The organism is Marinoscillum sp. HNIBRBA16962, from assembly GCF_057801515.1.
This window is the reverse complement of sequence record NZ_CM173603.1, coordinates 5,817,570-5,840,650: the sequence shown is the minus strand read 5'-3', so window position 1 is coordinate 5,840,650 and position 23,081 is coordinate 5,817,570. Positions and strand designations below refer to the sequence as shown.

Here is a 23,081-nt window from a genome sequence, read left to right as displayed (position 1 = left end):
AAAATACATCATAAAATTTAGTCCTGGGAAAATAATGCGCGGTAGGGAGTAGCCATCGGTCATTTTGCTTCTTTTTGCTTATGCCTCCGCTAAGTCTTTATGATATGCAAACCCATAATACGGACCGCTCATGGCCAATACATGGTAGCTTACTTTTCTCTCTTCAAAACAATTGGAAAATCATGTCCGATAGAAAATGTATTCGGGTATTGGGGAACATTTTTATATTTCTGTGAGTACTCCGGAACTCGGTCGTCCAAAAATGACTTCAGCTCGTAAACAGTGATTTTGTTGTCCGCCGGAGCACCATCCGCCTCTCCACTCAGGGCTTCCAGTACTGCATAGGTAAACAATCCATGCCCAAGCTCCTGGTACTCCGTAGCTGTCTGATCCGAGCCTGCCGCCGCCAGGATGTGTACTCCGGCACTGCGGGATAGCTGTGCCAAAGCCTTCTCCTCACCTGCACCCCGGGAGGCCAGAACTGCCGTAGACCCTCCTGAATGACAGGCATCTACAAAAAGGACTTGCTTCAATGCCTTAATCGATTTGAGTTGCTCCACCAGGTCATTCACATGGAGCGCTTCCTGCTTTAAACCCTCTTCCTCATAAAGGCGGGTACAATTGACCGGGATAAAATAAAAGTCATCATCAAGCATGCTACCGTGACCCGCATAAAAGAAATAAAAGACATCCGTAGGCTTTACCCGGGCAGAAAGTTCCTGCAGCTTAGCCAGTATGTTTTCCCGCGTAGCTGCTTCATCGGTAATCAGGTGCGTTTCTATTCGGGTAAACAGCTTTTGACCCTGAGTCTCAATCAAGCTGGCGACACTCTTAGCATCATCAACAGCGTAGTTAAGGTTGAGCTGGGGATTTTTATATTGATTGATCCCAATGGAAACGACATAGCAAGCAGCTGTTGGTTCATCCGCCGGACGTACCAGCCGGATCTCATCAGTAGCTGACTCAATGCGTCCTGTACTAAAAGCTGATGCCTGAATGATATTGACTCCCGGTACCAGTTCTATGGAAAATGAATGGGCCACAGTTCCGGCAGACCGGGAAGTACCGGCGGCCTCACCCGTAACAATCCGTTTTCCATTATGAAGCAGTTTGATCTCATCTACACCGCCACCCTGATTTGTTACCCGGACTAACAGCTCGATGCGTTCTTCTTGTGTAATTCCACTTTTCGGATAGATAATCTCCACTTTTGGTGGGGGCAGTTTGGCTATCTGGTCCCCGATTTTTGAGCGATTACTCTCAAAAGCACTCCCCAACAGATTGATCGCCAGCCTGGGTTGATAAAACTCCTCGAAAAAACGATCCAGGCTGTAGCTCTCCGTCCCCCGAACAAAAAACATAGACTCCATACCCTGCTGTGTTGCATAAAAGTGCCCGGATGGTAGCTGGGTGGTCCACCGATCCTGATCCAGCAAAATATGCGTATAAACCTCCTCCTGTTTCTCCAGATCCCAAACCTTCACTGTCCCGTCCTGGCTTCCGGAAATCAGATACCCGTCATCAGAGGTAAAGGTAACCGACACTACCGGACCCGTATGGCCCACAAGATCAAACAGTTCTTCTCCATCCCGGTTCATAACCCGGATAATATTATCTGCTCCTCCTGTGACAATTCGCTCTTCCGCCTCATTCAGTGCGACACAATAGCTGGTGGATCCTCCCTTTCCGATTGGCGTAACCTTTCCGCCATAGTAAAGGTCTCTCAAAAAAACCTGGTCATCCCAACCAGTTGTCAGAAGCGATTTGCCATCCCTGGTGACCAGCACATCATGTACCCGCTTTTCATGTGAATCAAATACCACGACCTCCTGTCCCGTAGCATAGTCTCTGAGAAAATCACCCCAGGTAATCAGTCCGGTTCCGGTAAAAGCAATGCTCAGCGGCGTATCGTACCAGTTTCCGGACGCCGATGAGAAGTCCCTCACGTAGTTCCCGGTCTTTGCATCCCAGATCGCTACGCGTCCGCCCATCAGCACAGATATCAGCTCCTTTCCATCAGGAGTGAAAGCCAGAGCAAAAACCTTATTGGACAAGTCTTTTCGCCAGAGCGTATCACTACTTTCCACATCTGAAACCCGGATGGTTCCGTCCGAGCAACCTGTAGCCAGCAATTGCTGATCAGGACTTAGGGCCATACCCAGCACCAATCCCGGGTGGCTTGCATATTTCCGAACCAGCTTCCCCGTTTTAAAGTCCCAGGCCAGCACCTGATTACCCACCTTTTCCACAACAGTGGAGGGAGGAATAAACAAATGTTTTTTGGTGGTTCGCATGATCCAGTAATCTGCCGGGTGATCAGTCAGGTGACCTTTGAATTCCTGATATGGATCTGTGGTTTCAGGATCGACAAGCTGTAATACTGCCCCTCTCGCCCAGAGCAAGGTATCAGATAAGGGACTAAAAGCCATAGTAGCCAGTTGACCGATATTTCCCACATCCTGAGCCAGGACCTCTTCACCTTTTTCCAGGTCATAAAGGTGGTATCCGATTTCTTTCTCACGGGTAAAAGAACCCTGGACACCCTCCAGGTACAGCGCTGCCAGACGAGTACCATCTTTATTGATCGCCAGATCACTGAGCATAAAAGTAAGCCCACTGGTTATGCGCTGTGAAGGCAACAAAATCCCCGGATCATCTCCCGCATTCACTGACCATTTAATGATCCCCTCTTCTTCCGAACCTACAATGAAATGTTTACTGTCTGGCAAGAAAGCCATTGCAGTAACTCCGGAAAAGCTTAGGGAACGATTTTCATAATGCTTGTAGGTACGGATTAGCTTTTGATTCCTGACATTCCAAAGGGAAACTACTCCCTGCCGGTCTAACGTCAACAACCATTTTCCGTCCGGACTGACATCCATGGATTGCTGGCAGTTGTCCATGCAGTAGGTTCGCTCGCCTTCAAAGATTGCAATGGGCTCCGTTTCATTTAAGCTCCATAAATAGGCTGTTTGTTCTCCCCCGGAAGTCACAAAGCGTTTGCCATCCGGCAGAAACCTACCCGATCTCAGATATGGTTCATCACCGCCTGCTTTCATCAGTAATTTCCCGGTCTTTATTTCATGCACCTGGGCCAGCCCTCCATCCAAAACGGACAAAAGCTTTTCTCCATCCGGACTGAAATCGAGGGATTTGATGTACTCAGGACACTCGATCCGACGTAGTTCACGCCCGGTTTTCACATCCCAGATCAGGATATTTTGATCATACCCGCCACTGGCTATCAGACTGCCATCAGGAGAAAAGACTGTGGCAGTAATCCGGTTGTAGTGCCCTGACTGTATCCGCAGCTCGACCGGTAGCTCCTGGGAAAAGAGCTGTGAGGTGAGAAAAAAAAGCAGGAAATAAGTAAGTTTTCCGAGAGACATGGATTCTAAGTTGATGGCAAGGTAAAATTGGGTAATAGTGAGGTGAAATTAGCAATTACTAACGGCATAAATCGTAAAATGCTGACTCACAGAAACCCCTAACCAAAACCAGGGACATAACTTTCTTATTAAATGTACGTACATACATTTAAAAGAATTACTTGAACAGAACAGAGTTTTTATTAACAGCGTTAGGAGGGGTTACAGACATGTCATCATTGAAATCATTTGCTAAATCAGCAAGAGAACTACCCAAAAGGGATGTGAAAATGCCTGTTTTGTTTGTAGGTCATGGTTCTCCGATGAATGGTATCGAAGACAATGAGTTCACGCAGGGTTGGGAGAAAATGGCCAAAGAGATCCCTGCCCCGGCGGCTGTACTCTGTATTTCTGCACACTGGCTTACTCGAGGGACACACGTTACAGCCATGAATGATCCAAGAACGATCCATGATTTTGGTGGATTTCCACAAGAGCTTTTTGAAGTAAAGTATCCTGCTCCCGGAGACCCTTCCTTAGCTCAGGAAACTGCCCAACTGATTAAAAGCACCAATGTAGGGCTGGATCATGACTGGGGCCTGGATCATGGCACCTGGTCTGTTGTGAAAAAGATGTATCCCGATGCAAACATCCCTGTTCTGCAGCTCAGTATTGATTATCATCAATCACCGGAATACCACTACAAACTAGCCCGGGAGCTATCCGAACTACGAAAAAAAGGGGTGCTGGTAATAGGCAGTGGCAACATGGTGCACAACCTTCGCATGGTGGACTGGCAGCATTTTGATACACCTGACTATGGATTTGACTGGGCGAAGGAGATGAATGAAAAATTCAAAGCCAGCATCAACTCCAAAGACCATGAGAGCCTGCTCAACTACTCGGACTGGGGTGCTGCAGCCAAGCTGGCTATCCCCACTCCCGATCATTATTATCCTTTGATATATTCACTTGCTTTGCAAGGCGATCGTGAAGAGGTAGAGATATTCAATGATAAGTATGTGGCTGGCTCACTGACCATGACCTCTGTGAAGGTGGGGTAAACACCTAAACTTTTTCGTAAAGTATGGAATTATATATTTACCTGAGAATAGATATATTTGAATAATGGCTAAACGTAAAATTGTTAGAAAAAAAAGATCAGACACTAAAATGGGCACCATTGAAAAAAAATATGGAAAGGATTTTGGGGTGCGTTCTGATAAAAAACTTGGCAACTATTTAAAAGAGAAAGGTTATGGCTCTTTAAATGAACTCCTGAATTCCAGGGATGGGAAAGCTAGAAGATAAGCTTGAGGACAATATTCCCGAGATAGAGTTTTTAGAAAACAGGTTCAAGTTTATCAAAAACAGAGCATTAAGAACTAACCTTTCTATTTCATTCCAATACATAATTTTCTTAATTACTCTTGAAGAGGAGGTTAGGCTCCAGGGCCCCATATCTTATTCTGTATTTAAAAACATAATTCTACATACCGCTTCTATAATCGAAGGGTCCCTACACTATTTGATTAATTCACTAATTAAAGTAGGTAAAGTAGATGAAAAAATCCTTGGAACTGAAATAAAATACTCAAATAAAAAGCTTCTTTACAAAACTGAACAGGGCATAGAAATTTGTGGTATTCACATCTCTCGTAAGCCTGTGAAAATAAGTTCCAACACAAACTTTATAGAAATCAATCGAGCCTGTAAAAGAGCTCAAATATTGAGTGACGAACTATTTGGGGAGGTCGAGGAGCTAAGGGAAAAAAGGAATCGAATCCACTTAGCAGGATTAAAAGAAGTAGACAACTACTATGATAAAAAGGATATCCAGAAAGCCTTTGAAACAGCAACAGAAATTTTAAAACTAGTAGAGAATAAGTTAAAATAATGAGGGATAATTACTCACCTGTCTATCTCCAGAAAAGGGCTACAATACAAACCTCACCTAAGCTAATATTATGTTATAGAAATAACGTATTGATAGAGCCGGATCATTGACGATGACCTCCGTGAGGATCGGGTAACGATTACAGAATTTAGCTTGCTTTTACCGATAGTAATTCCCTGTCAATGATCTCTTTTAATGCCACTTTTGGAAGTGCTCCCATTTGCATTTTTGGCTGACCTTCCACAGGGATGAATAAAATGCTGGGGATGCTTCTGATACCAAATAAAGCAGCTAGCTCCCGCTCGGCTTCTGTATCCAGCTTATAGATGACAATATCCTCATATTCTTCCGACAATTCCTCGAATATTGGTGCTACCATCTGGCACGGTCCGCACCAGTCGGCATAGAAATCAATAATTGCCGGCTTATCACCTTTGTATTTCCACTCTTTTCGGTGGTATAGTCAAAGATCTCTTCCTTAAATAGTTCTGCTGTCAATTTTACGGTTGCCATAAATTTCCTTTTTTACTTAAGCAATTTTACGGCTTCAGATTGGTGACGTTTGTAACAAAAGTTGCATTTGGGAGTAAAAAAATCCCACCTAAAAGGCAGGATTTTAATTTGACTTTGAAAAACGTTGATCTCCACACATTCTCACAACCTTCGGAGTAAAGGTCCCTAGCACATCCACCAGGTTTGACTGATGGGCCATCACTTCACGGATATCCTTGTAGACCTGCGGAGCCTCATCCAGACCGGAACCAATCACCTCTACACTGTGCTTTTTCAGATGCTTACGCACATCGTCTCTCGACAGTGACTGTTTGGCCTTGGACCTGGACATGACCCTACCAGCACCATGAGATGCGGAATTTATGGATTCATGCACGCCTTTACCCCTCACTATAAAGCCCGGAGAGGTCATCGAGCCCGGGATAATCCCAAGAACTCCACTACCAGCCGGAGTAGCACCTTTTCGGTGCACAATGATCTCATTGCCATCATTATCCTGCTCTTTCCAGGCAAAATTGTGATGGTTCTCGATCATAGCGAGATGCTGCTCTCCAAGCGCCTGAGCAATCCGCTCGTGGATCTGGTGATGGCAGGCAGATGCGTAATCGCCAGCCAGATTCATTGCCAGCCAGTATTCCTGGCCATCTTCAGTGTCCAGATCCAGCCAGGCCAGATGTTTGCTTCCGAGGGAAGTTTGCACTTATCCATGGCCAGCTTTGTATAGTGCCGGGCAATGTTGGCTCCCAGTCCCCGCGACCCTGAGTGTGAGAGCACTGCCAGGTATTTGCCTGTAGGCAGACCAAACTCGTTACTTTCATCCAATAGCTCAGCTACTCCAAATTCCACGAAGTGATTTCCTCCGCCGGATGTGCCGATTTGAGCAAAGGCTCTATCCTTAAGTGATTTCACAATATTGATCTCACCAAAGGCTTTGCTTTCCAATACTGCATGATCCTTTGGTCGCTTGAATGACGCATTTCCAAACCTCGTGTTGTCCAGCAGCATTTGCTTATAATTATTCACCGAATCGTAATCAAACACGGCAGGCAAGTCATAAAGGGTCATGCACATTCTACATCCGATATCCACACCTACACCATATGGAATCACGGCATTCTCAGTAGCCAGGACACCACCAATGGGCAAGCCATACCCCTGATGAGCATCGGGCATCAATGCCCCTGCCTTTGCAATGGGTAATTTCATGGCTACTTCCATCTGATGGATGGCCCCTGGCTCTATACCAGATGCTCCATAAGTAGTGTATTCCTTCCTTTTCGGCTGAAGGTCTATGGTCTCATTGTGCTCGGTTTTGATGATAAGGCTTTTTGCAACGGGGCCTAATACTTCATGTTTTAGGTAAAAGGCCGGCTCAGCAATAACCCGCTTAAGCAGATCCTTTTTATGAAGTTTACTCTTTCCTTTAAAGTGCTCTTCCATTACTTTCAGAGCTATCCCAATGACCTTACCTTCCGGGTAACCCAGTTTTCTGAGTTCTTTTCCGGTTAATTTATTTGATGCCATTACTTTTTTCTTTTTTTCACTTTCATCAAAACTCCGCTTTTTGGATGAACGTAAAATTTAGGCCAAAATGAATTGGCAACTAATTCTCTCTCACCCCCAAACCTGTCCAGCGTGTATATCCTTTTCCTCCTGATCTCGACTTTTATTTCTACAAAATCAAATAAGTGCTGGAATACGTGAAGTCCTGAAACAGTATTTTTATCCATTTTTTGACATAGTTCTGAATAAACTTTATCCCAATGTTTTCCAACTTTGGAAATAAGGAATCTTTTTAATGGATTCAAATTATCATTTAGCATTTTACCTCCACCGCTCATTAGTTTGATGCTCTCCATCTTTGCGGCGTATTGAAAATCTTTTCCGACATATTTTTTCTTATATCCTTTTCTTTTTGTCGGGTCACTACTACCAATTCGGTAGCATTCGATTAGTTCTTTGTCCATCCTCTTATCACGCCTTTTCTGTCGCTTTTGCCTGGATGGGTTCAAAGTATCAATTTGTGTCTCCATGATGAATGTTTAAAATGCCTCTCGCCCAAATGATGGGCGAGAGGCTTATTTACCTGGAGAAAATGCTCCTCAATTGCTCAATCACCTGACCGTTTCCGGTGACAGTGATTTCCCCAATTTTATCAGCAATTTTCTCTACATACTCCATCTCCTTCAGCTTAAACAACATTTCGTTGTCCTCCATCAGTTTCGCAGTGTTCAGCAAACTTCTGGTAGAAGCCGTTTCTTCCCGACGCATGATCACGTTGGCCTGAGCCTTTTTTTGTGCGATCAGCACCTGGTTCATAATATCTCTTACCTCTCCAGGCAAAATGATATCCCGAACACCGCAATCCAGGATTTCCACCCCAAGTGCATGAACTTTTGTTTTCAGGGCCTTGATAACATATCCTGACAGTGATTCTTTTCGTTCAAGAACCTCATCCAGGGTGTATGTTCCCAAATACTCCCGAAGCGCCAGCTGCACCTGGATGTATAGCTGCTTTTCATAATCCTTGTTGTCAATCACCGCTTTCTCCACATCGGTCACCCGATACTGAGTCATAAAATTGACACGCAAGGCCGCTTTATCCCTGGTAAGGATCTCCTGACCGGAGATCTCCATTTGTCGTTGCCTCATATCCACTTTCTCCACTTTCAGTGGAATCCGGTTTCTCCAGAAATAGTAAGTACCAGTAGTGAGCATTTTCTCAAATTTCCCATCTACATAGAGCACCCCTCGTTCGTAAGATTCCACCACAAAAACCCTGACATAAGGCAAGACTTCTCTTTGCTCCAGCAAAGCCAGGTCTATTTCTTTACCTATCTCCAGTTTGCTTAGGTCAGCCTTTGTGAAAGAAAATTTTTTAACTCCTTTCCAGAAGGCGTACCGACCGGGAGTCAGGACATTTTTGAAAATGCCGTCCTCAAACTGAAGCGCAATCTCCTGGTCCTTCACCTCCACAACCGTCAATAGGCTCATCAGCTGTTCATCTGCCATCAGCAGACTCAGCTCTACCGGAGGATAAAATGGTTTTGACAGATCATATTGGACCACCTTCTCAAAAGGAAAGATCCAATAGACTCCCCGGGTGATCACCCGCTGATAATCACCTTTACGGAATACCAAACCCACTTTCCCTGCATTGATTCTAATTCGTCTCATTGCTTTTGTTGTTAATCGTTTTACTTAATTATTATTGGTCCAATAATTTCATTTTTGTTACTCCACTTTAAGTGGAAAAGAAAGCTCCGAAAGCCGGCCACCCGGAAATGGCGGAGTGACCATTAAGTCAGACTTCTTTCTGCCAGTTCATTCTCACCTTTCCTGCCCATCTTATCTTCTTCACTGATGATCCTGAAGTGCCAAAAAGTTACCTGACGGTATCCTGGGCACTCAGAGCCTTTCCGGACTTTTTGAGTAAGGGTCCACAAGGGAGACCTTACAAAAACCGGCTTTCGGCTGCTCTCAATGGTGCCCTGATTTAGAAGTGAGCGAACTTCATGAATCTAATGGAGCCTCAATCCATCGCGTTTGCCATTTCGCCATCCCGAAACAACGGGAGTGGGATTCGAACCCACACAGATATAAGGGCTGTTGTTCTAACCTGACTGAACTATCCCGCCTCAGGCGGGAGAAGGAGTCGAACCTTCGTCCTACAGCGTTGTTGGAAACCCCTCAAGGAAAGCAGCATATGCGTGTCTACAAGACGGCATACTATGACGCTATACCGAAACGTCTATCCGGTCTTTACACTATCGGAATTATCCAGTGTGTCCGGAAGGACTCGAACCTTCAACCTTCGCATTAAAAGTGCGAAGCTCTGCCTGTTGAGCTACGAACACATATGTGGAAGTGGCAGGATTCGAACCTGCTTAGCCTTGAGCACCTGTTTTACAGACAGGCACGACTCTCCAACTTCGTCGCACTCCCAAAAACTGGTCGTTGGACCGACTATGGCGTATCAGCCAACGACCATTGCTAACATATTCGGAGCTTTTTCAAACATCACAGAGTGAAACGGAACTCTGCTTGCGGCCTTCAACCGCTCTCCGGATTTATCGGGAAGCACCCGTTCTGCCCTTCCCTTAGCATTGCAGCCGATGCATGAATCGAACATGCACCCCCAGAGCCAACCTGCCTGCCGTAGGCAGGACTCTGATGTTCTGCCATTGAACTAATCGGCTGTGCACATAAAAAAACCCCGACCTGAATATCCAGGACGGGGTTCTTTTATCAATGAGTATTACTCATCAACAATGGAATCTCCATTCCTGAAATATTCTTTTGTCTACATCTATACTTTCTTGACAATCTGCCTTAAAAAGGACATACTTCTCCCATTGACGGATCGCTCCGAAACCAAATATTATTCTGTAATTGTGCATATTCTCAAAATTCATATACAACAAAAAACCCAGACCGTAATGGCCTGGGTTTCGATATCTTTATATTGATAAATTAACTTCTTCCAGGCCAATACATCCCATAATCACCAAATAACATATATTTCGGTGTCAGGCTTCGCTCTATGTGTTGGATGCATTGTTTCATTGCTCGGTTTATTTTAGCATTGCAAGTATCGGAAATCGATTTTTTAAAACCAAATAATGTTCTAAAAATTATGAAATATTTTACTGACAGCAGATTAGAAATATGGTAGGAGAACAGTGACCTTTCACCATATATTATCTTCTAAACACACTTAGAAAGTCAGCTTTCTTTTTCTCAGCAACTTCCAGTTCAACTCCATTTTCCAAAGTGAGAAACCCACCTTTACCCTTTGCATACCGAACTACGTAATTGAGATTGACCATATGCGATCGATGAACCCGGAAAAATAACCGGCTGGGGAGCGTCTCTTCATAATGCTTCAAGGTACGGCAGATCAGCAATTCCTTAGGCCCTTGAAGGTGAAATCGGGTAAAGTTGTCATCCGCCTCACAATAAATGATATCATCAATAAGAACAATCTCAAATCCTTCCATAGTTGGGAGCATCACCCTATTGGCTTCACCATTAGATTGTCTGAGATTATCCAAAAGTACCCGGGTATGGTGCATATAGTCATCCCGAGCTCGTTCATTTTTGATCTTATCCACTGCCTGTATCAATTCATCAATATCAATTGGTTTTAGGAGATAGTAAGCAGCACTTTGATTCAAAGCCTGGATGGCATAATTATCATAAGCTGTAACAAATACCGTCTCAAACATTACCTCCCCAACCTGATCCAGTAGATCAAATCCATTGCCATAAGGCATCTCAATGTCCAGAAACACAATGTCCGGTTCATGGTTCTCGATAGCTTTCAAGCCGGTAGCAACAGAATCACACTTTTCCATAAGCTGCACGTCCTTGCAATACTTCGAAAGGTAATTAGCGAGAATTTCCCTGCTATCCTTCTCATCATCTACCAAAATTGCTTTTAGCCTATCCATGTTTTCCATTTATACCATTTGAAGGTAGGTGAACAATCACTTTTGTTCCAGTTTCGGGCTCATTCAAATCCTGAATTTCCACAGAGAGCCTCTTTTTATAAACTTTGTTGAGGATGGTTATTCGTTCACGGATATTTTTTAGACCCATCGAATTATGCTTTTGCTGATTAGGTGTTTTTACAGCTATTGACCTTTCTCTTCCTATCCCATTATCTTCAATAGTAACCAGTAAATCTCCATTTGATTTAGTAAATGAGACCTCCAGATGTCCTTTCTCCTCTTTATATCTCAAACCATGCCATACCGCATTTTCAATATAAGGCTGAATGAGCATTGGAGGAATATCCACAGCGTCCATATCTATTTTTTCATCTACATGAAAAGTGTAGTCAAATTTATCCCTGAACCTATAATGCTCAAGCTTGAGATACAGGTTAAGCATTTCCTTCTCCTCATGTAGTGTTATTAAATCCTTTTGAGAATTATCCAGCACCAGCCGCATCAGTTTTGAAAATTCAGATAAAAATTTATTGGCTGAGCGCTCATCGTTTCGAGCAATGAATTGATTGATAGAGTTTAAAGCATTAAAAATAAAATGTGGATTCATCTGGCTTCTCAGGGATTTTAATGCCAGTAACTGACTCATTTTTTTACTGCGCTGTGCGTTTCTGTAAACCAGAAATGAGCCAACAAAAGCAATAACAAGGAGCAAAACGAGTCCATAAATAATGATCCACTGAATAAATAATTGCGATTCTATTAATTGACTGCTGGTCACTCCAAGTTCATAACGGGTATCGTCCAGAGCTAATTCTTTAGAAAGGGATTCGATATCACTTTGCTTGCGAATCAGATCGGCTCGTTGCTGCTGCAGTTGCTGGTTTTCTTTAGACAGCTGGTCCGATAATTTGCTAAATCGATCATATGCATGAAGTGCCCTGGCAGTTAATCCATCCTGCCTGTACGCTTCAGCCAATGCCCGGTAAGCATTTACCTGCTCCTCCACAACACCCAGGGAATCTGCAAGCTCGGCAGCCTGTTCCAGCTGCACAATTGCTTCTGATGTCTTCCCCTGCTCAATCAAGATCTTTCCTATTGCCTGACGTTCTTTGGAAACACTCAACTTGTCCCCTTTCTCCAGACTTTTTTCAACCGATTGATTACGTAAGACAAGCTCGTCATCCAGGCGATTTTGACTTCTATAAGCGCTGATCAGTTCATCTTTTGTTGCCTCAGTGGTGTTTTTATAAACAGATTCTTTATCACCAATTTCAAAACGCTGACTTTGCTGGTATAGCTCCTCAGCATCATCCACTTCATTCATTGCTGCAAGTATCTTGGCCTTGATTGCTTTAGATTTACCTAATGCTTCCTGAGAATCAGAATTTTCTGCCAATGCCTCCCCTTCATCAGCAAATGTTAATGCTTTCTCCAGGTCACCCAAAAGAAAATAAGTATCTGCAAGATCGAGTGTTACATTAAGGTGCCTTTCCGGAAACCGCCGGACTACAGACTGTAATTTCATCTGAATATTTAAGGCTTTTTGATGCTGCCCAAGTGCATTATAGGATCTCCCCAAACCCGTTAATGTCTGGAAATATTCTTCGGTAGTGCGGTAGGGGCTGGCTGAACTACTGGATACATCCTCTGATAATTTTTGATAAGACTGAAGGTAGTTGATGACAGCAAGCTCCCATTCGCTGATACCCTCATTGATATAGCCAAGCAGCATGTAACATTTGGCCTGATTGAAAGAACTTTTCTGAGTGATGCTCAAAGCCAAAGCTTCTTCCACCAGATTCAAAGCGGAGTCCGGATCTGAAAGTGCCCTTTCCCTCGCTTCTGAAAGCAGGTCAGGGACACTCCGCTCAAGCTGAAACTTGCGTTTGGATAAACTCTTATAGCGAGTCTTTTCGTCTTTGGTTTGCTGTGCGGATATAGAACCGGCACAAAAAACAAGAGCAGTCAATATGATAATAAAAACCTTCAATTGATCAATTTTATACAATTTAAGGCATTTATCGTTGATGATCTGTTATCTATTACTAACAAAACCCACACTCACTAAGTCAAATGACCTCTTCACTAAGTGAGTACTGCTATAGCCTAAATACTCCTCTTTTTTTTATCTGATCTCTCGTTATTTCAAGCAAGAATCTATCAAAAACTAATCATTATGAAAACATATCAATCCCTACTGCGAGGAGCGCTTAAATTCACACTTATATTTTTAATAAGCTGTAGTAGTTCAGTCTCAGCAAATACTGCTGAGAATAATGAACCTGAGAAAGCATCAAAACAAAAAATCATGCTGGCTCTGCTGCTGGACACCAGCAATAGCATGGATGGACTGATTGAGCAGACCAAATCACAGCTTTGGACCATTGTCAATGAATTAGCATCTGCAAAATGCGCGGATGGAGAACGGCCTGACATCAAAATAGCCCTTTTTGAATATGGAAATAGCGGACTTCCTCATTCTGAGGGATATATGCGAATGGTTACAGACTTAACAAATGATCTGGACATGATTTCCAAAAACTTATTTGAGCTTACCACTAATGGCGGTGAGGAATTTTGCGGATTTGCGATCAACAATTCAGTAAAAAACCTTGACTGGTCTGAATCTCAGGCTGATCTGAAAATGATCTTTATTGCCGGAAACGAACCTTTTACGCAGGGCAGGACTTCTTACAAAGTTGCCTGTCAGCTTGCGAAAGAAAAGGATATCGTGGTAAACACAATTTTCTGTGGAGACTTTCAGGAAGGTATCAACACGCAATGGAAAGACGGGGCCGATATTACCGGTGGGTCTTACATGAGCATAGCCCAGGATCGCCAAACGGTATATATACAAACCCCCTTTGATGACGAAATTGACCGGTTAAATGATGAGGTCAATAAGACCTATATCCAGTATGGTAAAAAAGGAGCTGAACGTAAAGAAATGCAGCTTGCTCAGGACAACAACGCGGCTTCTTACAGCCGAGCAAATAAAGTAAAGCGGGCTATTTCTAAAAGTTCACATGTTTACAAAAATGAAAGCTGGGACCTTGTGGACGCTGCAGAAGCCGATGAAGGGGTTATTGAGGAAGCTGAAGAGGAGTACTTGCCTGAAGAGATGAAAAGCATGACCATCGAGCAACGAAAGGCCTATATTTCGGAGCAGGCGAAAAAACGAGACAAACTGAAGAAAGAGATACAGGTATTGGCCGAGAAGCGTAACCAGTATATCGCAGAAAACCAGAAGGTAGAAAATGAGGATGATAAAATGCTGGATAAAGCCATGCTAAATTCAATCAGAGAAAAAGCTACAAGCAAAAACCTTAGTTTCGAGTAACCATTTACATTATGGAAAAGCCTGGCTGATTCCCTGCCGGAGACTGTAATCTCAACTCTGTCTAAGCTTTGAATTTAGTTTTAAAATTTATAAGTATTAGACATGAGTGAAGAAGAGAAAGAAAGCTTAAAAGAAAAAGCTCTAAGACAATTTAAAAACGGAGAGCCATTATTCGGAAAAGATGGAGCGTTTGCCCCGATACTGAAAGAGTTTTTAGAAGAGGCTCTGGAAGCCGAGATGGAAGGCCATTTAGCCGGTGATGAATCAGGTCGTGAATCTGGAAATAAGCGTAATGGCAAGGGTCGGAAGACCGTGAAGAGTAGCCAGGGAGAAGTGGAGATTGAGACACCACAAGATCGCCACAGCAGCTTCCAGCCACAGGTTATTGAAAAGCGTCAGCGCATCTTGGCTGACAATCTTGAGAAGCAGATCATTGCTATGTACGGTTTAGGAAACAGCCTGCGGGATATTCAGGATCACATTTCCGAGATGTACGATACAGAAATATCCACCCACATTCTCAGCGAGATCACTGACCGGGTAGTACCTAAGGTAAAGCAGTGGCAGAGCCGCCCTTTAGAGCCGGTATACTGCATAGTGTGGCTTGATGCGATGCATTTTAAAGTTCGGGAAGAGGGTAAGGTCAACCATAAAGCCTTGTACAATATCCTGGGGGTCAATAAGGAAGGCAGGAAGGAAATACTGGGTATGTATGTCTCTGAGAGCGAAGGAGCTAACTTTTGGCTCCAGGTGCTCACAGACCTGAATAATCGTGGAGTCAATGACATCTTAATAGCCTGTACCGACAATCTGACCGGCTTTAGTGAAGCCATCCATTCGGTCTTCCCAAAAGCCGACATTCAACTCTGTGTGATCCACCAGATCCGTAACAGCCTCAAGTATGTAGCCAGTAAAGAGCAGAAGCTGTTTATGAAGGACCTGAAGCTGGTCTACCAGGCAGATACCAAAGACCAGGCAGAAACAGCTCTGTCGGAGTTAGAAGAGAAATGGGGAAAGAAATACCCAGTGGTGATCCGCTCCTGGAATGATAACTGGGACCGATTGAGCACCTACTTTGAGTATAGCCGACCCATCAGGCGGCTGATCTATACCACAAACACTGTAGAAGGCTTTCACAGGCAGATCCGCAAGGTCACTAAGACCAAAGGTGCATTCACCTCTGATATGGCCTTGATGAAGCTGGTTTATCTGGTCACAAGACGTATTGAGAAAAAATGGACATCACCCTTGCAGAATTGGGGGTTGACTGTTCAGCAATTGGCTATTAGATTTGAAGGACGGCTGGACCTGGACATAGCTACCAACCGTTCTAAAGAATAAAAATTTTCCTTCCGGGGGGTACCCCCCGGAAGGAAACCTAGGACAGAGTTGAGGTAACACTCCCCCCTGCCGGGCTTTTTTTGTAATCTTGTTTTGGTCTCAATCAGTCTTTGATGAGAAACCGTTTGTACACCTTGTCAGAGTAGAAGTCAATGAATATATCAAAGACGTAGCCTCAAAACCAGCCTAGCCTGATGCTCCACCTTTGGACTAATCGGCTTTAGGGCAACCTAATTTAAAAAGATTCTATGATTAAACTGAAAAGTAATTAGTATCTAGGAAAATTAGGAATTGGAGGTGGTTCAGGTAGTGTGAAGTTCATTGCCGGATTAAATACAGGGTCCATATATGGATAATGGTACCAGTGATTCACACTAGGAACATTTGTGAAACGGCGCGCGTAAAAGGTAAATGGAATCATTACCTCATATTTAACTTTTTCCCCACCTTTTTTGAATGATTCATAATTGATAGAGAATAGATTCCCTAAGTCCTCATACTTGTCAAAAAATTTAGTAATCTGTGCGTCGAGCTCTGGACCTAAAGAACCATACATCTTTACAGATTGATAATTAGTTTCAGGATCTATGGTTATTGCTATTGCTACCTTACCTGAAATATTTTTTCTTAGACTCGCACTAAAATACATTTCACTAGCGTCCCTGTCCCATTTTCTCTGAATAGGTGCTACATCGTATTCTTGACCTAACCACTGATAAATTTTTTTACCTTCCTCAACATAATAGGACTCTTTTAAAACACCTTTTTCATACGTTCTGTAAACTATCCGATCATTATGTTTATCATTTAGCTCCTCTTTTCCCGAACCACCTTTATCCAAAAGGTTTATCCCTTCAGAAGAAGCCACGTAATAATATTTTAAAAGTTCTATTTCTTTCTCTCTATTTGCTGTAAACCTTCCTTTATTCATTAGCGGTTTAGTCTCTTCTGTCCTGGTTTCTATACCATAATGATAATGCAGTTCACCATTCTGATAAAAGACCTTAACCTCTTTGAGTTCATTGTCTACAAATCGTGCTTCTTTCCTTAATTGACCTGATGGATAGTACCATTTTGAGAAACCCTCTTTCCAATTAGAATCATCCAATGCATCTGCTGGTCTCCAATGCATGGTTGGCCAAAAAACGAATTCTAATGAACTACTCTTATTCTTCGGGTTAATTGGTGTCGTTTGAGAATCATGGACCTTAATCCCGTTTTTGTAATAACTTATCGTCCAAACGGAATCAACTTCTATTATCCTGCCCTCTATTGGACCCTTGATCTTGTTAACTTTATTATTCCACCACTCATCCAAGTAAAAAGATTCTCCAGCCAGAAATTTATCATATATAACTGAATTAAACATAAGTAATGGCACATCATCTTTAGTCAATTTTTTTGAGGTCACTAATTGCTCTACACCAGGGATTTGGCTGAAATATTTCATTAGATAACGTCTAAAATCCGCCTTTGACTCTGGTGGGCTAACCCAATAGTCTTCCCCAATTGGTCTGAGTAAATAAGTTGGAATTACCTGCCCTCTTGTAAACCCATAATGAATTGCAAAATCGTATTGGTTACTCGAACAATAATGTTTTACATAGCGTGGGTTTTTCTCACTAAATAATAACCCCTCAATTCTAAAATTATAGGTACTATAAAAGGAATCAACTCCTATAACAAAGCTAAAAACCCTATCCGGCTTCAATTTTTCCTTTGCAAATGGATCGCCATTCAAATACAAAATAGCTTTCCTGTTCTTCAACATGATATCTCCGGATCTCTTATCTCCGGATTCATCATAATAGTAACCCCACATACTGCCATTAGAATATTCATTATGCACTAAACTTTTAGCATTGCTATATTCTGGCACATCCAAATAACCATCTATTGGATTGCCCTGAGTATCTGTATAATAACCAGTTTCAATTTGAGAAAACCCTGAAAAGGGTAAAAAAACAAGTAGAAATAAAAATGAAATACGCATTGTTATGTAATTGACGATGAAATCCAAATTAACAAACCAATTGAAAAAACAAAATCAAATCAGTTGGAATATAGTTGAAACCTACCTCTCACTCCTCCAGCGGCCTGAACACCACCTTCCGGGCATTGACTTTTTTTAGCTCCTCCTGGATTTCACTGATCAGGCACATTATTCCACTGCTCCAAAGGCTGGAGCTTTAACTTCCTGGTTAGTTTTTGATATTCCATACTTAGTGGCTATTTCACGCCATCGGCTAACAGAGGCCTTTACCTTCTTAAGAATATCTAAAGCTTCAGTATAATCAAGACGGAAGTATTCATGAACTTCCATTGCCAGCTCTAAGTCCAGGGCATTATCGTCTTCTGAAATATTGAGTTTTAAACCGGTTCCGGTTTCAACCGGATTTATGTCATAAGCCGGTGATAAATGCCAACCATCATTTGTCAACAGGAAGCCATGGTTTCTCAGGTGATCATCAGTATTTGAAACACAAATGCTAAAAACAATCCTTCGCCAAAGCTCGTGAAGGTCGTTATCAACATTAGCTCCAATACTGGTTATAAAATCTACCAATTCAAGATAGCTAACCCCGCTTGCTGCATCAGCTCCATCAGTGTATCCAAGTTGTGTCATTGCTGAAGTGAAGTGGATACGCTTACCATTGCTTGTTCGATCAAACCTTTTGGTGAGGAAAGTATGATGATCACTTGAAAATTTTCTCACCCTGCATTCAGACATATTTACCCCTGCCGCTATAGCTAAATCATAAGTCACCATCTCCCAGGAACCAATATCACTCTCATCACTTTTGCTTGGAAACTTTGCAATCCATAAATGATTTTCCGGATCAAGTACACTGGCTTTAGGCCGAGCGCCACCTAAAGAAGAACCGGGATTTACCAGCATATTTAACCATTGTAGATATTCAGGATCATCAACAGCATCCTCCTCTTCAAGTCTTAAACTGATTTGCTCAAGCTCACGAATAGAGGTCCAAGGTGGACTTGTTTGACGTTTGTCATTACTTAAGAAAGGCCCTTCCGGAGCGAGTTTGAACCTTAGTCCTCCCATCCGGTGCTCATCATATACTCCAAGGAGGTAATCCGTTTCTAACAATTTAATTGGTTTTCGCTTAGTTACCCTTGCTTCTGCTGCCTCCCTCCGCTGCATCAGCACTCTTCCCCACCGATCAGGAGAAGAGTCAAGAAACAAACCAAAGTTGAATTTCGCACTGTCATTAAGGTATTGAGAGCCCGAGTAAAGCTGAAGGTCCGGATCCAGGATCTGAACAAATCCTGATGCTAGCCAGGACTTATCATATTCAAAAGAGAAAATTTCTTTTCCTCGCAATGTTTCTGAGGTCAATATCCCCATAAAAACAGGTCCCTTCACCTCCTGCCAATCGGCATAAACATAGATTTCTTTCTTCGCCATGGTTATTTCTTCTTAGGGGCTCGTTTTTTTATTGATAGGCCTGCATCCTGGATCTTTCTTCCCAATTCATCATCTTTTGCAATGAGCAGGAAATCCTTCTCAAGACCAAGTACTTTCAACACATTGATATAATGACCTATACTTACAGTAGACTGTCCTTTTTCGATTGATAATAAAGTGGGCCTGCTAATCCCGGCACGTTCAGCGACGATCGCACTGCTAAATTTGCGACGTAATCTGGCCAGCCTGATCTGGTTTCCAACAGTCTCAAGTATTTTGCTTGTTTTAGGTAGAAGAGAAATAGACTTCCTTTTCATAACAGTAAATATAATTTACAATTATACATAATATGTAAATTATATTTTACTTTATGGGTATAATGAATTCACTAGTGAGAACATTCTCAGGTTGGAAATTAGCCTTCCTTTACTCCTCCAGCGTCCGAAACACCACCTTCCTTGCATTAACCTTTTTCAGCTCCTCCTGGATGTCACTGATCAGGCCCATTTTTACCAGCTCATCAGCTTTCAGCAAAACGATCATCTGGTCTTTGTACACTTCCGGTAAGGTCTCCCGCTGAGCAATGGCCCACTCACCGATATCAGCTACTTTAAGCAAGCGGTTCTCAGCGGCAATCTGAGGTTCTGTCCCATATTTCCGGTCTTTTGGCACCCCGATATTCAGTTCTTTGATCAGAATTTTTTTATCCACCTTAGTCAATGCCTCTGCCTTGGGATACTTGATCTTCACCTTGTCCTCTTTTGGCTTGATGGTGGCACTGACCATGAAAAAGAACAATAGCAGAAATACAATATCCGGCAAAGATGCTGTAGATATGGTGGTCTTTCGATTGGGCTTTTTACGAAGGTTCATGGTTTTCAAATTTTAATTTTTCTAATCCTATTATACAAAAGAGGAAGATCTCTCCTCACGCCGAGATGACAATTGCCTGGTTTCCTCATATATTATCTGGTTGAGCAATGGAAATATTCATCGGTATTCCCTCCTTCCCCTGGAGGTAGATACCATACTGAATAGGGTTATCATGATCCAAACGCATGTACTCATCCGCGCTTAGCCCTACCTGACTCCCATAGATCTCATAGTAAGCTCCCTTCACCTCATCCAGCACTTCAATAAAATGCTTGTAATCCGTACCCCGATTGGTTTTGATTGAAACCACCGCATCTTCCGGGTTGTCGGAAAGTTTTGGGTTTTCACCCTGGTTAAGTACAAAAGCCTTTACCTCTTCCCTTAACCCTAGCAAATCTTTTCGAACCACATCCTCGATCAGGTATTGATTCTTTGAGTTGACCTGGATCTTGAACAGGTTTCGTTCGTTGATCTGCTTGGTTTGCTGCTCATCAGGCTCCGGAGGCAGTCGCAGCATCAGCCCTTTTTCCTGCAGGATAGTAGTGGAGACAAGAAAAAAGATCAGCAGCAGAAAGGCGATATCGGCCATGGAGCCTGAGTTGATTTCCGGGTTTTGGAGACGTGTGGATTTCATCTTTTTTACTGGAATAATCCCGCAATCTGAAAAAGTCACATACAGTCACAAGGAAAAAACACGTTCTAAATATGTGACTATCTATTAACTACCGGATTCATCCAATAAGTGAGCCTCGCATTTGACCATAGCAGCCTGGATCAGGAACGCAGCTGGATCGAGCAGGCGAAAAAGGACACACATTCTTTTAAGCCGCTTTATGACAAGTATTACGAGCCAGTTTTTCGGTTTATCTACCGCCGAACCGATGATGAAATGCTAGCCGCCGATCTTTGCTCGCAAACTTTTTTAAAAGCAATCTCTAACCTAAAAAAATTCCAATGGCAGGGAAAGCCCTTTGGCAGCTGGCTCTTCCGGATCGCTTCCAATGAGGTGAAAAAGCATTACCGGGATCGGAAGGAAATTTTCATCATTGAAGAGGACAAAATCCTGGACGCACCAGAGCTTAAGGATGAGTGGCTGAACTATAATAAAGACAAGCTGGTCAACATACTAAATGGACTGAATGACCTGGAGGTGCGCCTGATCGAGTTGAAATATTTCGAAGGCAACACCTTTACGGAAATCAGCCTGCTGCTGGAAATGAAAGAAAGCGCAGTGAAAATGCGACTTTACCGGTTATTGAATAAATTGAAAAAACGATTGGAGGAAGGACATGTCAAGGTATAATTACCGGATAAAAAGAAAGTTGTTCCGGGACCGGGGCATTGACCGGTTCAAGAACTTTGATGCGCTGGAGCGGCAGTATGCCTCCAGAAGGCGCACTCAGAAGATTATTCGCTACGTAATCTTACTCATTGCATTGGTGCTACTTATTGGAGCAGTGATCTTTAGTGTCAGTGCACAGGAAATCAAAAAGTCAACACTTCCTCAGCCAGACCCAAGGGAAGTGAAGTTTAGAAATGCTGGACAAAAGCTTTGAAGGCACTAAAACATTTTAGTTCATTGCATTTAAAGGGAGGTTTTTGTAGGTTGGTATTTTCTACCTAACCTATCAAACAATGACACGAGAAGAACATCTGGCATTTTGTAAGAAATGCACTAACCGTAAAATGGACATGCAGCAAGGTCTGATCTGTTCTCTGACGGCAGAAAAGGCCAGTTTTGAAAATGAATGTCCTGACTTTAACCTTGATGCTACAGTAAAAGAAGAACCTGTCAACCAGGACCCGCTGCAACCATCAGAAGTTATGAGTCGGCTATCTTCGGACGCTTACGAAAAGCTCCGGATGGAACAAAACTATACTGCTGCTGTGATATCCGGAATTGCTGCAGGACTTATTGGTGCCATTCTTTGGGGAATCATAACCGTATCCACAGGTTATCAGATCGGCTACATGGCGATTGCTATCGGGGCTGGAGTGGGTTTTTCAATGCGGTATTTTGGAAAAGGGATAGACCAGATCTTTGGTATGACCGGAGGCATCATCGCTGTGGCAAGCTGTGCAGTAGGCAACTTCCTGAGTATTATTGGCTTTGTCGCCAACTACCAGGAGTTAGGATACATTGAAACCCTTCTGATGTTCGATTATTCTGTCTTGCCTCAAATCATGCAGGAAACGTTCAGTATAATGGATGTCTTTTTTTACGGTCTTGCTGGCTATGAAGGCTATAAATTTGCTTTCCGGTCTATTACTGAGAGTGAGTTGACTAGTTTCAAAAGTAACGCTGCTGAAAATTGAATTTCAGGTCAGTACCCAAAAGATTAGAGAGATTCTTTAGGCAAAACCTTATAGCAATAGAGCTTACTGGGTTTGGAGTTGCCGTTATTGCGTTTTTACTTGAAATGCAAATTATAACAGCACTCTCTCTGACAACAGTAGCGACAATCTATTTTTTGTTTCTCCACTTTGATTCGAAATCAACGGATTGGATGCAAAAAATATTTGAAAAAATCATGCCAATAAGTTGGTCAATTGCAACAGTAGGTATCATGTTTTGGGCACTTCAACTCCCTGGTTTTGAAGCACAATTATGGATGGGAGCGGCTGCTCTTGGCTCTTCAATCATTTTTTTAACTTACCAGAAGTTAATCTCTGAAAGTTTTGAAGCTCATGTCGAGCTAATTCGCTCATTTTTAATTTTTGCTGTGAGCATCGCAATAATTGGCATCTCACAAATTTCCTAAGGTGGAAGATAAGCCATCTCTTTTTTATCCATTTAAGGCTGCTTGCAAAGCATCTACCAATTGATCTTTAAATGATCTGATAAAATCTCGAATAAGATAAAGCGAAA

General features: G+C 42.7%; 23 protein-coding genes and 4 tRNA genes. 9 read left to right on the top strand and 18 right to left on the bottom strand.

Going from position 1 to position 23,081, the window contains the following annotated elements; genetic code table 11:
* Positions 1-149: 149 nt before the first annotated feature.
* Positions 150-3,389: a caspase family protein gene (locus AC3E9V_RS24275; protein ID WP_488750760.1), complete on the bottom strand. Its 3,240-nt coding sequence runs from the start codon at positions 3,387-3,389 to the stop codon at positions 150-152.
* 209 nt (positions 3,390-3,598) lie between these two features.
* Between AC3E9V_RS24275 and ygiD the strand changes: the two genes are divergently transcribed.
* The 3 genes from ygiD (at position 3,599) to AC3E9V_RS24260 (ending at position 5,265) form a co-directional block, all read left to right on the top strand.
* On the top strand, positions 3,599-4,432 hold the full coding sequence (ygiD, locus tag AC3E9V_RS24270) for a 4,5-DOPA-extradiol-dioxygenase (RefSeq protein ID WP_488753683.1): 834 nt from the start codon (positions 3,599-3,601) through the stop codon (positions 4,430-4,432).
* 64 nt (positions 4,433-4,496) lie between these two features.
* Entirely contained in the window at positions 4,497-4,679 is a 183-nt protein-coding gene (locus AC3E9V_RS24265) for a hypothetical protein (RefSeq protein WP_488750759.1), read from the top strand.
* Positions 4,660-5,265 carry a hypothetical protein gene (locus AC3E9V_RS24260; protein WP_488750758.1) on the top strand — a complete coding sequence of 202 codons (606 nt, stop codon included), beginning with the start codon at positions 4,660-4,662 and terminating at the stop codon, positions 5,263-5,265. The genes AC3E9V_RS24265 and AC3E9V_RS24260 overlap by 20 nt, the downstream gene beginning before the upstream one ends.
* Positions 5,266-5,413: 148 nt before the next feature.
* Here AC3E9V_RS24260 and AC3E9V_RS24255 read toward each other — a convergent pair whose 3' ends face one another.
* From AC3E9V_RS24255 to AC3E9V_RS24200, 12 genes are all read right to left on the bottom strand, one after another.
* Positions 5,414-5,680 (bottom strand): thioredoxin domain-containing protein, encoded by a 267-nt coding sequence (locus AC3E9V_RS24255; RefSeq protein WP_488753682.1) that lies wholly within the window; start codon positions 5,678-5,680, stop codon positions 5,414-5,416.
* Positions 5,638-5,778: a hypothetical protein gene (locus AC3E9V_RS24250; protein ID WP_488750757.1), complete on the bottom strand. Its 141-nt coding sequence runs from the start codon at positions 5,776-5,778 to the stop codon at positions 5,638-5,640. The genes AC3E9V_RS24255 and AC3E9V_RS24250 overlap by 43 nt, the downstream gene beginning before the upstream one ends.
* Before the next feature lie 103 nt (positions 5,779-5,881).
* A complete protein-coding gene (locus AC3E9V_RS24245) occupies positions 5,882-6,478 on the bottom strand; it encodes an RtcB family protein (RefSeq protein ID WP_488750756.1) in 597 nt (198 codons plus the stop codon).
* Positions 6,397-7,302 (bottom strand): RtcB family protein, encoded by a 906-nt coding sequence (locus AC3E9V_RS24240; RefSeq protein ID WP_488750755.1) that lies wholly within the window; start codon positions 7,300-7,302, stop codon positions 6,397-6,399. Before AC3E9V_RS24240 ends, AC3E9V_RS24245 begins: the two co-directional genes overlap by 82 nt.
* The gene (locus AC3E9V_RS24235) at positions 7,302-7,811 is read right to left on the bottom strand and encodes a hypothetical protein (RefSeq protein WP_488750754.1); all 510 of its coding nucleotides are present in this window, start codon (positions 7,809-7,811) and stop codon (positions 7,302-7,304) included. The genes AC3E9V_RS24240 and AC3E9V_RS24235 overlap by 1 nt, the downstream gene beginning before the upstream one ends.
* Before the next feature lie 49 nt (positions 7,812-7,860).
* Entirely contained in the window at positions 7,861-8,955 is a 1,095-nt protein-coding gene (locus AC3E9V_RS24230; protein ID WP_488750753.1) for a slipin family protein, read from the bottom strand.
* A gap of 391 nt (positions 8,956-9,346) precedes the next feature.
* Positions 9,347-9,416: transfer RNA gene (locus AC3E9V_RS24225), tRNA-OTHER, on the bottom strand.
* 146 nt (positions 9,417-9,562) lie between these two features.
* Positions 9,563-9,635 (bottom strand) — tRNA-Lys (locus AC3E9V_RS24220).
* A gap of 5 nt (positions 9,636-9,640) precedes the next feature.
* Positions 9,641-9,723: transfer RNA gene (locus AC3E9V_RS24215), tRNA-Tyr, on the bottom strand.
* A 164-nt stretch (positions 9,724-9,887) separates the two neighbouring features.
* Positions 9,888-9,977 (bottom strand) — tRNA-OTHER (locus tag AC3E9V_RS24210).
* A gap of 501 nt (positions 9,978-10,478) precedes the next feature.
* The gene (locus AC3E9V_RS24205; protein ID WP_488750752.1) at positions 10,479-11,231 is read right to left on the bottom strand and encodes a LytR/AlgR family response regulator transcription factor; all 753 of its coding nucleotides are present in this window, start codon (positions 11,229-11,231) and stop codon (positions 10,479-10,481) included.
* Positions 11,224-13,221: a tetratricopeptide repeat-containing sensor histidine kinase gene (locus AC3E9V_RS24200; RefSeq protein ID WP_488750751.1), complete on the bottom strand. Its 1,998-nt coding sequence runs from the start codon at positions 13,219-13,221 to the stop codon at positions 11,224-11,226. Before AC3E9V_RS24200 ends, AC3E9V_RS24205 begins: the two co-directional genes overlap by 8 nt.
* Before the next feature lie 186 nt (positions 13,222-13,407).
* Here AC3E9V_RS24200 and AC3E9V_RS24195 point away from each other — a divergent pair, with 186 nt between their 5' ends.
* Together AC3E9V_RS24195 and AC3E9V_RS24190 are read left to right on the top strand one after the other, a co-directional pair.
* On the top strand, positions 13,408-14,571 hold the full coding sequence (locus AC3E9V_RS24195; protein ID WP_488750750.1) for a VWA domain-containing protein: 1,164 nt from the start codon (positions 13,408-13,410) through the stop codon (positions 14,569-14,571).
* 102 nt (positions 14,572-14,673) lie between these two features.
* On the top strand, positions 14,674-15,912 hold the full coding sequence (locus tag AC3E9V_RS24190; RefSeq protein ID WP_488750749.1) for an IS256 family transposase: 1,239 nt from the start codon (positions 14,674-14,676) through the stop codon (positions 15,910-15,912).
* A 268-nt stretch (positions 15,913-16,180) separates the two neighbouring features.
* Here the strand turns inward: AC3E9V_RS24190 and AC3E9V_RS24185 are convergent, their stop codons facing one another.
* The 5 genes from AC3E9V_RS24185 to AC3E9V_RS24165 all read right to left on the bottom strand — a co-directional run bounded on the left by AC3E9V_RS24185 (position 16,181) and on the right by AC3E9V_RS24165 (position 20,846).
* The gene (locus tag AC3E9V_RS24185) at positions 16,181-17,905 is read right to left on the bottom strand and encodes an energy transducer TonB (RefSeq protein WP_488750748.1); all 1,725 of its coding nucleotides are present in this window, start codon (positions 17,903-17,905) and stop codon (positions 16,181-16,183) included.
* A 168-nt stretch (positions 17,906-18,073) separates the two neighbouring features.
* Positions 18,074-19,339 carry a type II toxin-antitoxin system HipA family toxin gene (locus tag AC3E9V_RS24180; RefSeq protein WP_488750747.1) on the bottom strand — a complete coding sequence of 422 codons (1,266 nt, stop codon included), beginning with the start codon at positions 19,337-19,339 and terminating at the stop codon, positions 18,074-18,076.
* A 2-nt stretch (positions 19,340-19,341) separates the two neighbouring features.
* A complete protein-coding gene (locus AC3E9V_RS24175; RefSeq protein ID WP_488750746.1) occupies positions 19,342-19,656 on the bottom strand; it encodes a helix-turn-helix domain-containing protein in 315 nt (104 codons plus the stop codon).
* A gap of 109 nt (positions 19,657-19,765) precedes the next feature.
* Positions 19,766-20,212, bottom strand: coding sequence for an ExbD/TolR family protein (locus AC3E9V_RS24170; protein ID WP_488750745.1), 447 nt, complete (start codon positions 20,210-20,212; stop codon positions 19,766-19,768).
* Positions 20,213-20,297: 85 nt separating this feature from the next.
* Positions 20,298-20,846, bottom strand: a complete 549-nt coding sequence (locus tag AC3E9V_RS24165; protein ID WP_488750744.1) for an ExbD/TolR family protein — start codon at positions 20,844-20,846, stop codon at positions 20,298-20,300.
* Between the two features lie 108 nt (positions 20,847-20,954).
* Between AC3E9V_RS24165 and AC3E9V_RS24160 the strand changes: the two genes are divergently transcribed.
* The 4 genes from AC3E9V_RS24160 to AC3E9V_RS24145 all read left to right on the top strand — a co-directional run bounded on the left by AC3E9V_RS24160 (position 20,955) and on the right by AC3E9V_RS24145 (position 22,974).
* A complete protein-coding gene (locus tag AC3E9V_RS24160; protein ID WP_488750743.1) occupies positions 20,955-21,515 on the top strand; it encodes an RNA polymerase sigma factor in 561 nt (186 codons plus the stop codon).
* Entirely contained in the window at positions 21,502-21,768 is a 267-nt protein-coding gene (locus AC3E9V_RS24155) for a hypothetical protein (RefSeq protein WP_488750742.1), read from the top strand. The genes AC3E9V_RS24160 and AC3E9V_RS24155 overlap by 14 nt, the downstream gene beginning before the upstream one ends.
* Before the next feature lie 79 nt (positions 21,769-21,847).
* Positions 21,848-22,528, top strand: coding sequence for a hypothetical protein (locus AC3E9V_RS24150; RefSeq protein WP_488750741.1), 681 nt, complete (start codon positions 21,848-21,850; stop codon positions 22,526-22,528).
* Positions 22,525-22,974, top strand: a complete 450-nt coding sequence (locus AC3E9V_RS24145) for a hypothetical protein (RefSeq protein WP_488750740.1) — start codon at positions 22,525-22,527, stop codon at positions 22,972-22,974. The genes AC3E9V_RS24150 and AC3E9V_RS24145 overlap by 4 nt, the downstream gene beginning before the upstream one ends.
* Positions 22,975-23,081: the final 107 nt, after the last annotated feature.